The following is a 14,289-nucleotide window of genomic DNA, read 5'->3' as shown; positions in this document are numbered from 1 at the left end:
CAGGCGGTCGGGCGCGTGGCCGCAGCATAACCCGGCCGCGTGTCGGGGGTCAGGCCTGGCCCAGCGCCAGATCGTCGAACAGCAGGTCGCCGCCCATCTGGCCGCCCTTGAGCATCAGTTCCATGCCGTCCAGGCGCGGGTCGTCGCTGCGCGCGATGCTGACGGTGACGCCCGGCGCAAGCACGCAACGAAAAGACAGGCCCCACAGGCCCAGCGCCAGCGTCGCCTGGCTGGAGGTGTCGCCGCCCGCGATGCCGACGCGGCCGAGCCTCTGGCCGGCCTGCGCGCAGCCTTGCACGATGGCGGCGGCGAGCCGGGCGGTGGCGCGGGCGGTGGCGGCGGTGTGCTCCGCGGCGAGCGCCTCGCCAGGGTTATCGGTGTGCAGCAGCAGGTTCTTTCCCCGGGCCAGCGCGGCGATCGCCTGGCGGGTCTGTGCGGCGGCGTAGCCCTCGTCGCCGAGCAGGCGTTCCACGCGCAGCGGCTGGCGCGTGTAGTGGCGGCAGGAGGCGATCTGCCTGGCCGTGACGGGCGACAGGCTGCCCGCCATGACCAGCACCGGTCCGGCGGCGGCGGGCAGGGGGCCGGGCGCGAGGCCAGGGCGGGCGCCCGGCATGGCGCGGGCCAGCGCCTGCTGCACGCTGCTGGGGCCGACGGCCAGCAGCGGCAGACAGGTAGCGGCGCGCCAGATCAGGCGGCCGATGACGGCCAGTTGCTCGTCGTCGATCAGGTCCAGCAACAAGGGGCCGTCGGCCGTTTCGATGACCTGGTCGATCCAGCGTTCCAGCGCGGGCGCGTCCGCCGCCTGCCGCAGGCGGGGGTAGGCCGTGTGCGGCACCGAGCGCACGCCGAGCAGGCCTTGCGCGGCAAGATGCCGCCGCAGGTCCGCTTCGTGCATGGGCGTGACGGGGTGCGCGCTCATGACCGGATGGCGGTCGATGCGATGGATCTCGGGGTCCGAGCCCGCGCGGGCGAACAGCTGGGCGAAGCTGCAATAGCGCCCGATGCTGGGTTGTCCGCCCACGATGGGCACGAGCGGATTGGGCATGTGGCGGCGCAGTTCCTGGACGGCGGCGCCGATGTTGCCGACGTGGGGCGCGCTGTCGAAGGTGGAACAGCATTTGTAGTGCAGCACGCGCGCGCCCGTGCCGGCCATGAAGCGGCCCACGCCGCGCAGCTCGGCCTGCATTGCGGCGGGGGCCATGCCCCGGGCCGCGCCCGCGATGCCGATGGCGTCCAGGGCGCCGGCCCGCCGCAGCTGCTCCGCCGTGGGCACGCCCAGGAACAGCAGGCTGCGCAGGCCGGCGCGGGAAACCTCCGCAAGCGTGTCGGTGGCGCCGGTGAAATCGTCGCCGTACCAGGCCACGCGCGGCGGAGCGGGGCCGCGCTCGCCGCTCATGAGCGGTTTCCGAAGAAGTCGATCGCGCGCCGCAGTTCAGGGGCCTGACGCGCATGGTCTTCCAGGCTTTGCCCCGCGCGCATCGCCTGCCAGGCCTGGCGGATGCTAAGCACGCCGGCCGCCGGGCCGTCCGGGTGGGCGAGGATGCCGCCGCCCGACATGAACAGCAGGTCGTCGCTGCGCACGGCCGACCAGGTGGCAGGCACCGTGCCCGCCCATTGGCCCGACGAGAAGGCGGGCATGACGGGATCGTCGATGCCGAACGTCAGCGACGCCAGGCAATCGCGCGCGGAGTCCACGACTTCGCGGTCGTCCTGCGAGAACTTGCCCTGCAGGCCGTGGACGTGCATATGGTCGACGCCCGCCAGGCGCCACAGCGTCTGGTAGGCCTGGAAGCCCATGCCCAGCAGGGCGTGGCGCGATAGCGCGCCGTAGCCGTTGCGGTGGCCGTGCAGGACCAGCGGCGTGCTGCGGCGCAGGGTCTGGATGGCGGAATAGCCGCAGTGGTTCAGGCTGGCCATGACGCAAGCGCCCCCCTCGCTTTCGATCAGGTCGGCGTGGCGGCGCATGGCGTCGGTTTCGTCGGTGATGTTGAACGCCACCATGACCTGGCGGCCGGTGCGTTCGCGGTGGGCGCGCACCACGGCCATGACGGCCGCCACGCGCTGCGCCAGGGGCGCGTGGGCCGGGTTGGCGCAGACCTCGTCGTCCTTGATGAAATCGACGCCGGCGGCGCAGAGCTGGGCTACCAGGTGGGCGGTCTGCTCGGGCGACAGGCCCACGTTCGGCTTGATGATGGTGCCCACCAGCGGTCCGCTCTGCACGCCCGTCAGCGCCCGCGTGCCCGCGATGCCGGCGCGCGGCAGGTCGAACTGCGCGCGGTAGTTCGCTGGCAGCTCCATGCTTTCCAGGCGCAGGCCGGTCACTTCGCCCAGGTCGTACAGGTTGCCTCCGACCGTGGCCGCCAGCGTCGGCAGGTTGGCGCCCACGTTGGCGACCGGGAAGGCGATGCGCACGCGGGCGCGCCGGTATCGGGCAGGCATCCCGCCCGGCTGGCGCGCCAGCCAGGCGTTGGGCAGGCTGGGCGCGTCGGCGGCATCCAGTTCCTCGATGGATTCGACCCGCGCGCGGGCGCGGGCGCGAAGTTCATCGGTCTCGCCCTGCACGCGCGTGAACGTGCCGCAGGACTGTTCGCCGGCCATGACTTCCGCGACCCGGGCGGGATCCATGGGCGTTTCGATCAGATAGGTGGCGGTAAAGGATTGGGAATTCATGGTGGCGGTATGCGGCGATGGCGGGCGGGGCGCGTCAGAGACGGCTCAGGTCGGGGAAGGGGCGGACCGGGTCCTTGCCGTCCCAGTCGCGGGCGCTGTCCCGGATCAGGTCGAACATGCGGCCCTTGGGGCCGGCCACTTCGGACAGTTCGATCACGGTGCCGGGGTGGTATTCGGTGTCGAAATAGATGAAGCGGCCCTTTTCGCCCACTTCGCCGCTCATCTTGGGTTTGAAGCCCTGCGCGAGCAGGCGCTCCAGGTCGACGTCGTAGTTTTCCGTCCAATAGGCCACGTGCTGCAGGCCGGTGCGTCCGGCTTGCAGGAAATCGCGGTACATGGAGGGCACGTCGTTGCGGGTCTGGATCAGCTCGACCTGCACGAAGCCGGAATTGGCCAGCGCCACCGAGTTGTGGGGGTCATGGCTGGCGCCGTCGTACCGGTAGTTCACGATGGGCACGCGCGGGTTGTAGTACCAGGGGCCCACGCCCAGCGTGGCGCTCCAGTAGTCCATGGCGGCTTCGATGTCGTGCACCACATAACCGAGTTGGCGGATTTCGCCCAGGAAACGACTCATGATGGATCTTTGCGGAAAAAGGGTTGAAGAGCGCGGGAAAGCGCGGCCCGGCGCGGGCCGCGGGCCTCACAGGAAACCGATGGAGAACCAGGGGAAGGCGGCGACGATGACCAGGCCTGCCAGCAGAGCGGCGACATAGCCCCAGATCGGGCCGATGCCTTCGTTCGGATCGACGCGGCTGATGGCGCAGGCGCCGTAGTAGCCCACGCCGAAGGGCGGCGCGAACAGGCCGATGCCCATCGCGAAGATCACGACCATCGCGTAGTGGACTTCATGCACGCCCGCCTGCGTCGCGATCGGGAACAGCAGAGGGCCGAACAGCACGATGGCGGGGATGCCTTCCAGCACGCTGCCCAGGACGATGAAGGCCACGATGGATACGGCCAGGAATCCGTAGGCGCCGCCGGGCATGCCGGCCATCAGGCGGGCCAGGTCTCCCGAGAAGCCCGATTGCGTCAGGGCCCAGGCCATGGCCGTGGCGCAGCCCACGATCAGCATGATGGCGCCGGACAGCGAGGCGGTCTCGATCAGCATGGGCTTGAGGCGCGCCCAATCGAAACGCCGGTAGATCAGCAGTCCGACGATCGCGGAATACACGATGCCGATGGTGGAGACCTCGGTGGCGGTCGCCACGCCTTCGACCACCGCGGCGCGGATCACGAAGGGCAGCGCCACCGCGGGCAGCGCGATCACGAAGTAGCGGCCGATTTCCCTGGGCGTGAAACGCTGGGCCAGGCTCAGGTCTTCCTTGCGGTAGCGCCACCACACCACCGAGCACAGCGCCAGGCCCAGCACCACGGCGGGCAGCAGGCCGCCGGTGAACAGCGCGGCGATGGACACGCCCGTCACCGATCCGATCGTGATGAGCACGATGGAGGGCGGAATGGTCTCGGTTTGCGCGCCGGTGGCCGACAGCAGCGCCACCAGGTCGCCGGGCTTGGCGCCACGCTTTTGCATTTCGGGGAACAGCACCGGCGCGATGGCCGCCATGTCGGCGATCTTGGAACCCGAGATGCCCGACACCAGGTACATGGCGCCGATCAGCACATAGGACAGTCCGCCGCGCACATGGCCCAGAAGGCTTGCGAGGAACTGGATCATGGCGCGCGCCATGCCGGTCATTTCGATGAGCGAGCCCAGGAAGATGAACAGCGGCACGGCCAGCAGCATCAGATGGGACATGCCTTCGTCCAGCCGGCCCACCATGACCACCATGGGGGTGTGGGTGGTCAGCGCAAGATAGGAGAAGGTCGCCAGCGCGAACGAGAACGCGATCGGCACGCCGGCGAAGACGGTGGCCGCGACGATGCCGACGAAGAAGATCAGCAGGTTCAGTTTGCCCAGCGCCGAGAACAGCGGCTGGGCCAGCCAGAAAGCCGCCGCCACGGCGGCCGCGCCGGCCAGCGCCGCCAGCATCTGGGGCAGCGTCTGCGTGCGCACCAGCCGCAGCAGGGCCACCACGGCCATCAGACCCATTCCGGCCGGGATCGCGGCGGCGCGCCAGGCGTTGCTCAGCTCCAGCGCGGGCGTGATGATGAAATGTTCCTCGTGCGCATATTCCATGGCGGGCGCGAGGATCAGCGCCAGGAAGGCCAGCGACGCCGCCAGGGCGACGGTCTCCAGCTGCGCGCGCCGCGCGGGGCCGACATGGTTGACGAGGGCGGTCATGCGCATGTGCTCGCCGCGCCGCAACGCGACGACCGCGCCCAGCATGGACAGCCACAGGAACAGGATGGATGCGAGTTCGTCGGACCAGACCAGCGGGCTGTGCAACGCGTAGCGCGCCACCACGCCCGCGAACAGCACGGCGATCTCGACCAGCACGATCGCCGCCGCCACGTGTTCGACCACGCAGCCCAGCAGGCCGTCTAGCGCGCCGGCGGCCCGGCGCAGGGGGTGGGCCGCCAGCAGCGGCGGCGAGGCGTGGGGAGCGGACAGGGAGGACATGGCGCGACCTCAGGCCAGCTTGCCGACGGCCTGCTCCAGCAGGGTCCAGGCCTCGTTGCCGAAGCGGCCCTGCCATTCCTTGTAGAAGCCGGCGCTGCGCAACTGCTCGCGGAAACTGTCGGCAGAGGGCTGGTTGAACAGCAGGCCCTTGCCTTCCAGGTCCGACTGCACCGAGGCGTTGAGCTGCTTGATGTCCTCGCGCTGCGCTAGGCCGGCCTCGTTGATGCCACGGGCCACGACCGTCTTCAGGTCTTCCGGCAGGCCTTCCCACATGCGGCCGTTGGCGATGAACCAGTAGCCGTCCCAGATATGGTTGGTGAGCGAGCAGTACTTCTGCACCTCGTACAGCTTGGCGACCTGGATGATGGGCAGCGGGTTTTCCTGCGCGTCCACCACCTTGGTCTGCAGCGATGAATAGACTTCGCTGAATTGCAGGCTGGCCGGGGCGGCACCCAGGCCCTTGAACATGGAGATGGGCAGCGAGCTCACCGGCACGCGGATCTTCAGGCCTTCCATGTCGGCCGCCGTGTTGACGGGCGCCTTGCTGCTGGTGGTCTGGCGAAAGCCGTTGTCCCACATCTTCTCGAAGGCGTACAGGCGGCGCTGCGCGATGGCGGCGCGCACGTGCGCGCCCAGCGCGCCGTCCATGGCGCTCCAGACCTGGTGGTAGTCCTTGAAGGCGAAGCCGACGGCGTTGATCGCCGCCACCGGCACCAGGGTCGCGATGACCAGCGCGGAAGGCGTGAAGAAATCGATGCCGCCCGAGCGCACCTGGGCCAGCATGTCGGTGTCGCCGCCGAGCTGGTTGTTCGGGAAGATCTTGATGTCCACGCGGCCATTGCTTTCCTTGAGGATGCGTTCGGCGGCTTCCTGGGCGCGGATATTCAGCGGATGGGTGACCGGCAGGTTGTTGCCGTACTTGAGCGTGTAGTCGGCCGCGCGGGCGATCAGCGGGAAACCGCTGGTCAGGGCTAGGGCGGGAACCGCGGCAAGGCGGCGCAGGGCACTGCGGCGTGTCAGCAGCTTCATGGTTGTCTCCATAAACATGGTTATGATGTTTTTTGATGTGCCACAAAAGCGCCAATCCCATGCGGCAGACTGGACAATAGTGAATCGGCGCTATCATCGTCAAACTTCCTTTTTGATGGTTTTTGATGTGAATCGAACACCTTCCGAACGCAAGCTTGCGCGCCTGGCGGACGTGGCGGCCCTGGCGGGCGTCTCCACCGCCACGGCCGATCGCGTGCTGAACCGCCGTCCCGGCGTGCGGGCCAGCACCGCGCAAAAAGTCTTCAAGGCCGCGCTCGAACTCGACTACCTGCCCGAACAGGACATACGCTCGGCCGCCGCTCCCGAACCGATGCGGCTCGTGTTCCTGCTGCCGCGCGGCAGCAATCGCTATCTGCGCATGCTGGGCGACACGGTCAGCTATGCGCACGAGCACTTCGCGCCGCTCAACGCCAAGTGCCAGGTCGAATACGTGGAAAGCTTCAACCCCGACGCGCTGGCCCGGGCGCTGGCCAAGCACGGCAAGCGGGCCGACGGCATTGCGTTCATGGCGCTGGAGCATCCTGCGGTGCGCGAAGCCGTCGATGCGCTCGCGCAGCAGGGCGTGCCGACGGTGACGTTGATTTCCGACATCGCCAACAGCGCGCGCGCGGCCTACGTGGGCCTGGACAACCGCGCCGCCGGCCGCACCGCGGGGTATCTCATCGCGCGCTTCATCGGCTCGCGGGCGGCGCACGTGGCGCTGATCGCCGGGTCGCGCCATTACCGGGCGCACGAAGAGCGGGAAGGGGGGTTCCTGCAGCTGTATGCGGAACAGTTCCAGGCCATGCAGGTGGTGGACTTGCGGGAAGGCTACGACGATGCGCAACGAAACTACGAGCAGACGCGCCAGTTGCTGGAGCAGTATCCCCAGCTGGCCGGCATCTACAACATCGGCGGGGCCTCGGACGGCGTGGCGCGCGCGCTCAAGGAGGCCGGCCTGCAGCATCGCGTCGTCTTCATCGGCCATGGCCTCACGCCCGATACCCGTTCGCTGCTGATAGACGGCACCATGGACGCGGTCATCACGCAAAGCCCGATGGAGGCCCTGATGAGCTGCGTGCGCATCTTCTGCAATCTGCGCGACAAGCGTAGCCCCATGAACGGCGTGGAACTGGCGCGCAGCCAGGTGATCTTCCGGGAGAACCTGCCATAGGCGGCCGGCCAGGGGGCGGACCCGGGCGGCGCCGCGCTTGCATATTAACTGCCTAGGCAGTTAATATGCGGAAATCGATCCGATGAGCGGACGGCAAGACCCATCGTGAATAAAGCCAAAGCTTCCGTGCTGGACGAGTTTTGCACCGGCGACCTCGGTTTCCTGGTGACGTCCGTGCGCAACGGCATCCAGGATGCGCTGGAGCGCGAGCTCGCGCCCCTGCAGATGACGGTGCCGCAATACGTGGTGATGAACTGCCTGGCCAAGGGCTGGGGCCGCACGCTCAGCGATTTCTGCCGCGTGCTCGCCTATGACTCCGGCGCCATGACGCGGCTGCTCGACCGCATCGCGGCCAAGGGGTTCATCCGCCGCGTGGAGAACGAATCCGACCGGCGCAGTTCCCTGATCGAACTCACCGAATTGGGCCAGGCGGCCTTGCCGCAGGCGCGGCAGGTGACCGAAGTGGCGTTTCGCCGGCTGTTGGCGGGGTTCTCGGAGAAGGACGCCGAAACGCTGCACAAGCTGCTGTCGCGCATCCTGATCAACGCGAAGCCGGACTGACGCTCATCGGTCCGCTTTTTTTTAACTATTTATCTGCCTAGGCATATACAGCCTGGGCATGCAAAATCCATATCATGCATGCCTCGTCCCGCGCTCCAGGAATACCTGCCGTCCCCGCCTCGCTGCTATCCGTCATCGGCGCCCTGACTCTCATCGATTTCCTGCAGAACGGCATGGTGACTTTCGCCGCCGCGCCCATCATGGGCGAGATCGGCGCCAGCCCTGAGGAGTATTCCACCGTCGCCGTGATCTACGCCTGCGTGGCCGTGGTGATGATTGCGTTGCAGGGCTGGCTGGTGCACCGCCTTGGCTTGCGGCGCTATCTGCTGGCGTCGCTCGGCGCGGCCGCCGCGGGCGCGGCGGTTTGCGCGCTGTCGCGCAACCAGGCGGGGTTCCTGTGCGGCAGGATCCTGATGGCCGCGGGGTGCGCGGCCATGCTTACGTCGTCGCGGCTGAGCGTCAACCTGATTCCGCCCGGGCCCGCGCGTTTCCATGGCATCAAGGCCCTGGCGACCGGCCTGTGCGTGGGCACGGCGCTGGCGCCCTGGCTGGCCTCGATGGCGGTGGACCGCGATGGTTGGCCAATGATGTTCTGGCTTGTCGCGGCGCTGTCGCTGCTGGCGATGATTCCCGTCGCGCGGGCGATGCCGGGCAAGGAGGCGGGGGCGGTGCTGGCCGGCCAGGCGCGGCTGATGCCGATTGTCGCCCTGGGCGCGGGCAGCTTTCTGGTGCTGCACGCCTTGCAGCGGTCCTATTACGATTTCTTCAGCGACCGTCATCTGCTGGTGCTGTGGGCGGCCGCGGGCATCGCGGCGCTGGGCTACTTCGTGCGGTCCGAGACACGCAACGGCGCGCCGTTGCTCAAGCTGGGCGGCATGAAGGAGGTGCGCTTCATCTGCGGGCTGGCGCTGTTCATGGCGTGCTACCTGATGCTGGGCGCAAACGGTTATCTGGTGCCCGTGATGCTGCAGCGCGCCCTGGGCCAGTCCTGGTCCACGACGGGAGAATTCTTCGCCATGGGCCTGGGAGCGGGGGTGCTGACCTGGGCGGTGATGTCGCAACTGCTGCCGCGCTGGCCCGCGCCGCGCAAGTTTTTCGTTGCGGGATTCCTGGCGCTGGCGGCCTTCGGCGGGCAGATGTCGCGCCTGACGCCCGACGCCGACCTGTGGACCGGCGTCTTTCCCGGGCTGGCCTGCTATGGCATGTTCATCATGATCGTCATGCCGACCACGGCCATGCAGACGTTCACCGGCCTGACCGGGGACCCTACCGTGTTCGCCCATGCGCAACAGGTGAAGAACATGCTGGCGCAGGTTGGGCAGGCGCTGGGCATCATGCTTGCGACGATCGGCCAGCAGTGGTTCACGTCCGAGCATTACGATCGCTTGCGCAGCGGCATCGTGGCGGGCAATGCGAATTTCGAACAGGCCATGGCCCGCCTGGCCGAATCCTTTTCCGCGGCGGGGCCGCAGGCCCGCGAGCTTGCCCTGGAGCAGATCGCGCAGATGGTCGCCCGGCAATCGGTGCTGCTGGCCAGCCTGGATCATTTCCACGTGGTGGTGGCGGTGGCGCTGACGGCGGTCGTCGTAAGCCTGACCCAGCGAGTGTTCCGCTAGCGCGGCGGAGTCAATCGCCGCCTTGCTCGACGATCTGCCGCGCCACTTGCGCCAGGGACAGCCCGCCGTCCATGGCGGCGCGCCGCAGGCGTTCGTGCGCGGCCTGTTCGGTCAGGCCGTAGCGGCCGATCAGGAGCAGCTTGGCGCGGTCGATGCGTTTTGTCTCGTCCAGCGCGCCGCGCGCGGCGGCCAGGGCGTCGTCGGCCTGCTGCATGCGCAGCGTCTGTTCGCGCATCATGTCGAGGATGGAGCGTTCCAGCGCTGCGCCCACGCCGTCCGGCGGCGGCAGGTCCACCACGCGGCCCTGCACGCCGTACACCATGCTGGGCGCGCGGCCGCTGGCATGGTCGGCATAGCGGCTCAGCAGCAGGCGGCGGTCGTCCAGCTCCTGGCGGGTATCGGCGATCCGCTGCGCGCAGCGCCGGGCCAGCGCCTCGGCGAGCTGGCTCTCTAGCTCGCGCATGGCGTCGATGCGCGCCGTGTAGAGATCGAACCATACCTCCGCCAGGCTTGCGTCCACGGCTTGCGCCGCGGAGGTCCGTTGCGCCACGTCGCGCATGCGCCGCAGCTCCTGCCCCTGCTGCTGGATCCGCGCCCAGCATTGCATGGCGGCGGGATCCGCATATTGCGCGTAGATGCCGAAGCTGCGTTCCTGGCTGGCGGCGAGGCCCAGCATGCGCGCCTTTTGCGCCTCGGTGAAGTGGCCGGCCGTGTAGCCCATGACGCCGCAGGCGCGCTCCTGGCCGCTCAGCTCCTTGCCTTGCATGAAATTCAGCAGCGCCACCAGATTGCGGGTGACGCCGGGATCCAGCGCGGCGTCCGCGGTTTCGAAGACGATGGACAGCAGGCTGCCGATGGCCCGCGTGAAGCCGGCATCGGCATCCTCGGCCTCCACGCGCCGGTCGCGGATCCGTTGCCGCAGGCCGGTCAGCTCGTCCAGCCTGAACAGGGAATAGGCGATGGCGTTGAGCAGCCGGGCGCGCACGTTGCCCGGCGCGGGATCGGCCGCCAGTCCGTCCAGCAATTGGCGGACTTCGGATTCGACGGCCTCCGCCTGCCGGCTCAGACCGGCCAGTTCCGGCCGCGGGCGGACATCGGCGCCGCACAGGCACAGGTTGGAATAGCCGCGTTCCTTTTGCAGCGCGTGCGCCAGCGCGCCGATGCGCACGGCCAGCTCGCAGCTGCGCGCCAGCGCTTCCAGGCCATGGAGTTCGCTGCGGCGGGCGGCGAGGAGAAAGCGCAGCGGCGGCGGCATGTGGCGTTCGGCCATAAGGGCTCCGGTCTCGGTCGGATCAGGTTCAGGCGCTGCGGCGCAAATCGTGTTCGGGAAAGGCGGGGACTTCGGGAGCGGCGAACATCCGGCAGGCGGCGACCTGACCGATGACCAGCACCGCGGGGCTGCGCAGGCGGAACGCGTCCGCGTCGCGGGCCATGGCCGCGACCGTGGAGGCGCAATCGCGTTGCCCGGGCAGGCTGGCGTTTTCGATCATCGCGACCGGGGTGCCGGCATCCATGCCCGCCGCCAGCAGCTCGGCGCGCATGTCCTGCAGCCTGGCGACTCCCATGTAGACCACCAGCGTCGTGCCGCCGCGCGCCAGCGCGGACCAGTCGGGCATGCCGCCGTCCTGGGTGTGGGCGGTGACGAGTGTAACGCCCGTCGCCAGGCCGCGGTGCGTCAGCGGGATGCCGACAGCGGTCGCCGCCGCCAGGCCGGCGGTGATGCCATTGATCACTTCGCAGGACACGCCGCGCTCGTCCAGCCAGCGGGCCTCTTCGCCGCCCCGTCCGAAAATGCAGGGGTCGCCGCCCTTCAGGCGGGCCACGCGCAGGCCTTGCCGGGCGTAGCGCAGCATCAGGCGCTGGATGAACGCCTGCGGGGTGGAGCGGCAGCCGCCGCGCTTGCCCACGCGCACGATGCGCGCGCGCGGGCAGTACTGGAGGATCCGCGGATCGACCAGGTCGTCGACCAGGACCACGTCGGCCCGGCCCAGGGCCTTGACCGCTTTGAGCGTCAGCAGCTCCGGATCCCCGGGGCCCGCGCCGATCAGCCAGACGGCAGGATTCATGGTGAGCGTCCTTGCGTTCATGAGTGGAAGGAAACCAGGGCGAGAGCGATGGCGAGCGCCAGGCTCAGGCCCTTCCAGAAGGCCAGCGGATTGCGTTCCAGCAGCGGCAGGCGTTCGCCGTGCCGGGCGTCGCCGCCGGGATGGCGCAGCGCGTGGGTGAATTCGGAAAGTTCGGCGGTGCGCGAGCGCGGGTCGGGATGCAGCGCGCGGCTGAGCACGCCATCGATCCAGGCGGGAATTTCGCGGTCGCGGTCCAGCACCGATACATAGGCGAGGCGCAGTTGCGCGGCGCGGCTGCGGGCCCGCGCCACGCCGGGCCCGTAGGGCAGGCGGCCCGAGAGCATCTGGTAGAGCATCGCCGCCAGGGAATAAAGATCGGACCGCGCCGTGCCCGCCTCGCCCAGGAAGTATTCGGGGGCGGCATACTGGGCCGTGCCCAGCACGGCGGACGCGTGCCCGCCCGCCTGCGACAACTCCTCCATGCCGGCGACCTTGACGGAGCCCAGGTCGATGATCTTCGCCGTGCCGTCCGGCGTGATGAGGACATTGTCCGGCCGCAGGTCCTGGTGCACGAGTTCGAGCCGATGCAGGGCCTGGAGCCCGCGGGCGATCTGCTCGATGATCTGGATGGCGGATTCCAGGGCGGGCCGGGGATTGGCGGCCATCCACTGCGTCAGCGTGCGGCCTTCGATGTACTCGCTGGCAGTGTACAGATAGCGGCGGGGCCGCTTGCCAAGCCAGGCGCGCACCACGTGGCGGCTGTCGATGCGTCGGGCGATCCATTCCTCGGTCAGCAGCCGTTCCAGGTAGGCGGGATCGTGGCGCAGGTCCAGCGAGGGAATCTTGATGACGGCATGCGCGCCGCTGGCCTGATCGCGCGCCAGGTAGACGTGGCTGCGGCTGCTGGCGCGCAATTCATCCAGGATGAGGAAGCCCTCGAACGCCTGGCCGGGCGCCAATAGCGGCGGGCAGGGCAGGTCGCGGCTGTAGTCGCCCAGCTCGCTGGCCTGGCGGGCGGGCAGGGCGTCGATGCGAACGATCTGTACAGTGAGGTTGTCCTCGCTGCCGCGTGCGTAGGCCAATGCGGCCAGCTTGCGGGCGGCCTCGTCGAGGCAGTCGGCGTGCGCCGCGACGGCGGCGGCCATGTCTTCCGCGCCCACGTGCTCGTAGACCCCGTCAGTGGCCAATAAGAAGACGTCGCCCAGTTCCAGCGGTTGGGAGTGGTAATCGATCTCCAGCTGGGACGCCAGCCCCAGCGCCCGGCTCAGGCAGCTTTTGTCGCGCGCGATCCAGACGCGGTGGTCATCGGTGAGCTGTTCGAGCGCGCCGTTGCGCAGGCGGTAGAGGCGGGCGTCGCCCACGTGCAGGATGTGGGCCGTAGCGGACTTCAGCACCATGACCGTCATCGCGCAGACGTACCCGTGGTCGCGGTCCGGATCGTGGCGGTGGCGGGTCTGGGCATGCAGCCAGGCGTTGGCCGCGCCCAGCACCTTTTGCGCCGATTTCTTCACCGACCAGGTTTCCGGCGTGCAGTAGTAGTCTTCCAGGAAGCTGGCGACCGCGGTTTCGCTGGCGTTGCGGCTGACCTTGCTGCTGCTTATGCCGTCGGCCAGCGCAACCGCGATGCCCTTGGTGCCCAGCAGAGGTTCGCCGGGCAGGCACAGGCCGTGGAAGTCCTGGTTCACGGACTTCCTGCCCGGTTCGCTGTGCTGCCCCGCCGCGATTTTCAGCGAGGCGGCGCGTTCGCGGGGCGCGTGGCGATCCATGGCCGGCGATCTCAGTTGAAGCTGCGCTTGGGAGCGGTCTTCATGTGCGTGGTGTAGAGCGTCAGGCCCGTGAGCGACAGCCCGCCGATCAGATTGCCCAGCACCACCGGGATCTCGTTCCAGACCATGTAGTCCATGATCGAGAAGTTGCCGCCCAGGATCAGGGCCGAAGGGAACAGGAACATGTTCACGACGGAGTGCTCGAAGCCCATCGCGAAGAACAGCATGATCGGCATCCACATGGCGATGACCTTGCCGCTGACGGTGGTGGAGATCATGGCGCCAACCACGCCCAGCGACACCATCCAGTTGCACAGCACGCCGCGCACGAAAATGGTCAGCATGCCGCCCGCGCCGTATTCCTTGTAGCCCAGCGTGCGGTTCTCGCCGATGTGCGAGATGACTTCGCCGACCTTGCTGGGCGGCGTGGAGAAGCCATAGGTGAAGACGATGGCCATCAGGAAGGCCACGGTCAGCGCGCCCAGGAAATTGCCGGCGAAGATCACGCCCCAGTGCCGGACCACGGCCTTGAGCGTGACGCCCGGACGGCGGTCCATGAGGGCCAGCGGAGTCAGGACGAACACGCCCGTCAGCAGGTCGAAACCCATCAGGTAGAGGATGCAGAACCCCACCGGGAACAGTGCCGCGCCCAGGATGGGCGAGCCCGTCTGCACGGAGACGGTGACGGCGAATACGGCGGAAAGCGCCAGGATGGCGCCGGCCATGTAGGCGCGGATGAGCGCGTCGCGGGTGGCCATGTAGATCTTGGATTCGCCGGCATCCACCATCTTGGTGACGAATTCGGCAGGGACGATATAGGACATGATGGCTTCCTGTTTCTATGGGGGTCGGGTACTGCGGGGCAATGCCAGGGTCAACGGGCCCC

Annotated in this window: 12 protein-coding genes; 3 read left to right on the top strand and 9 right to left on the bottom strand. The window is 68.6% G+C overall.

What is annotated here, in order from left to right; genetic code table 11:
- Positions 1 to 49: 49 nt before the first annotated feature.
- From ACN6PJ_RS17030 to ACN6PJ_RS17010, 5 genes are all read right to left on the bottom strand, one after another.
- Complete coding sequence (locus ACN6PJ_RS17030; protein ID WP_427997026.1) at positions 50 to 1,396, bottom strand: four-carbon acid sugar kinase family protein; 1,347 nt, start codon at positions 1,394 to 1,396, stop codon at positions 50 to 52.
- The gene (locus tag ACN6PJ_RS17025) at positions 1,393 to 2,670 is read right to left on the bottom strand and encodes a ribulose-bisphosphate carboxylase large subunit family protein (protein WP_427997025.1); all 1,278 of its coding nucleotides are present in this window, start codon (positions 2,668 to 2,670) and stop codon (positions 1,393 to 1,395) included. The genes ACN6PJ_RS17030 and ACN6PJ_RS17025 overlap by 4 nt, the downstream gene beginning before the upstream one ends.
- A gap of 34 nt (positions 2,671 to 2,704) precedes the next feature.
- Positions 2,705 to 3,244, bottom strand: coding sequence for a VOC family protein (locus ACN6PJ_RS17020; protein WP_427997024.1), 540 nt, complete (start codon positions 3,242 to 3,244; stop codon positions 2,705 to 2,707).
- 66 nt (positions 3,245 to 3,310) lie between these two features.
- The gene (locus tag ACN6PJ_RS17015; RefSeq protein ID WP_427997023.1) at positions 3,311 to 5,191 is read right to left on the bottom strand and encodes a TRAP transporter large permease subunit; all 1,881 of its coding nucleotides are present in this window, start codon (positions 5,189 to 5,191) and stop codon (positions 3,311 to 3,313) included.
- Between the two features lie 9 nt (positions 5,192 to 5,200).
- Positions 5,201 to 6,220 (bottom strand): TRAP transporter substrate-binding protein, encoded by a 1,020-nt coding sequence (locus ACN6PJ_RS17010; protein WP_427997022.1) that lies wholly within the window; start codon positions 6,218 to 6,220, stop codon positions 5,201 to 5,203.
- 112 nt (positions 6,221 to 6,332) lie between these two features.
- Between ACN6PJ_RS17010 and ACN6PJ_RS17005 the strand changes: the two genes are divergently transcribed.
- The 3 genes from ACN6PJ_RS17005 (at position 6,333) to ACN6PJ_RS16995 (ending at position 9,571) form a co-directional block, all read left to right on the top strand.
- Positions 6,333 to 7,394, top strand: coding sequence for a LacI family DNA-binding transcriptional regulator (locus ACN6PJ_RS17005; protein WP_427997021.1), 1,062 nt, complete (start codon positions 6,333 to 6,335; stop codon positions 7,392 to 7,394).
- A 105-nt stretch (positions 7,395 to 7,499) separates the two neighbouring features.
- A complete protein-coding gene (locus ACN6PJ_RS17000) occupies positions 7,500 to 7,955 on the top strand; it encodes a MarR family winged helix-turn-helix transcriptional regulator (protein ID WP_427997020.1) in 456 nt (151 codons plus the stop codon).
- A gap of 74 nt (positions 7,956 to 8,029) precedes the next feature.
- Positions 8,030 to 9,571, top strand: a complete 1,542-nt coding sequence (locus tag ACN6PJ_RS16995) for an MFS transporter (protein ID WP_427997019.1) — start codon at positions 8,030 to 8,032, stop codon at positions 9,569 to 9,571.
- A gap of 10 nt (positions 9,572 to 9,581) precedes the next feature.
- Here the strand turns inward: ACN6PJ_RS16995 and ACN6PJ_RS16990 are convergent, their stop codons facing one another.
- From ACN6PJ_RS16990 to ACN6PJ_RS16975, 4 genes are read right to left on the bottom strand one after another with little or no spacing between them, the layout of a single operon-like run.
- Positions 9,582 to 10,841, bottom strand: coding sequence for a nitrate- and nitrite sensing domain-containing protein (locus ACN6PJ_RS16990; protein ID WP_427997018.1), 1,260 nt, complete (start codon positions 10,839 to 10,841; stop codon positions 9,582 to 9,584).
- A gap of 28 nt (positions 10,842 to 10,869) precedes the next feature.
- Positions 10,870 to 11,637, bottom strand: a complete 768-nt coding sequence (gene cobA / locus ACN6PJ_RS16985) for a uroporphyrinogen-III C-methyltransferase (RefSeq protein ID WP_427997017.1) — start codon at positions 11,635 to 11,637, stop codon at positions 10,870 to 10,872.
- A 17-nt stretch (positions 11,638 to 11,654) separates the two neighbouring features.
- The gene (locus ACN6PJ_RS16980; RefSeq protein ID WP_427997016.1) at positions 11,655 to 13,403 is read right to left on the bottom strand and encodes a protein kinase domain-containing protein; all 1,749 of its coding nucleotides are present in this window, start codon (positions 13,401 to 13,403) and stop codon (positions 11,655 to 11,657) included.
- Between the two features lie 11 nt (positions 13,404 to 13,414).
- Positions 13,415 to 14,227 (bottom strand): formate/nitrite transporter family protein, encoded by an 813-nt coding sequence (locus ACN6PJ_RS16975; protein WP_043547710.1) that lies wholly within the window; start codon positions 14,225 to 14,227, stop codon positions 13,415 to 13,417.
- Between the last annotated feature and the right edge of the window lie 62 nt (positions 14,228 to 14,289).

This window comes from Achromobacter sp., from assembly GCF_050285585.1.
GTDB lineage: Bacteria > Pseudomonadota > Gammaproteobacteria > Burkholderiales > Burkholderiaceae_B > Achromobacter.
Note: the sequence above shows the minus strand (reverse complement) of the source record. Positions and strands in the feature narration are given on the sequence as shown.

Excerpts from the sequence above, each read along its gene's own strand:
- ACN6PJ_RS17020 (WP_427997024.1), bottom strand. The coding sequence starts at position 3,244 with ATGAGTCGTTTCCTGGGCGAAATCCGCCAACTCGGTTATGTGGTGCAC.
- ACN6PJ_RS17010 (WP_427997022.1), bottom strand. The coding sequence starts at position 6,220 with ATGAAGCTGCTGACACGCCGCAGTGCCCTGCGCCGCCTTGCCGCGGTT.
- cobA (WP_427997017.1), bottom strand. The coding sequence starts at position 11,637 with ATGAATCCTGCCGTCTGGCTGATCGGCGCGGGCCCCGGGGATCCGGAG.
- ACN6PJ_RS17015 (WP_427997023.1), bottom strand. The coding sequence starts at position 5,191 with ATGTCCTCCCTGTCCGCTCCCCACGCCTCGCCGCCGCTGCTGGCGGCC.
- ACN6PJ_RS16995 (WP_427997019.1), top strand. The coding sequence starts at position 8,030 with ATGCATGCCTCGTCCCGCGCTCCAGGAATACCTGCCGTCCCCGCCTCG.
- ACN6PJ_RS16990 (WP_427997018.1), bottom strand. The coding sequence starts at position 10,841 with ATGGCCGAACGCCACATGCCGCCGCCGCTGCGCTTTCTCCTCGCCGCC.
- ACN6PJ_RS16980 (WP_427997016.1), bottom strand. The coding sequence starts at position 13,403 with ATGGATCGCCACGCGCCCCGCGAACGCGCCGCCTCGCTGAAAATCGCG.
- ACN6PJ_RS16975 (WP_043547710.1), bottom strand. The coding sequence starts at position 14,227 with ATGTCCTATATCGTCCCTGCCGAATTCGTCACCAAGATGGTGGATGCC.
- ACN6PJ_RS17025 (WP_427997025.1), bottom strand. The coding sequence starts at position 2,670 with ATGAATTCCCAATCCTTTACCGCCACCTATCTGATCGAAACGCCCATG.
- ACN6PJ_RS17030 (WP_427997026.1), bottom strand. The coding sequence starts at position 1,396 with ATGAGCGGCGAGCGCGGCCCCGCTCCGCCGCGCGTGGCCTGGTACGGC.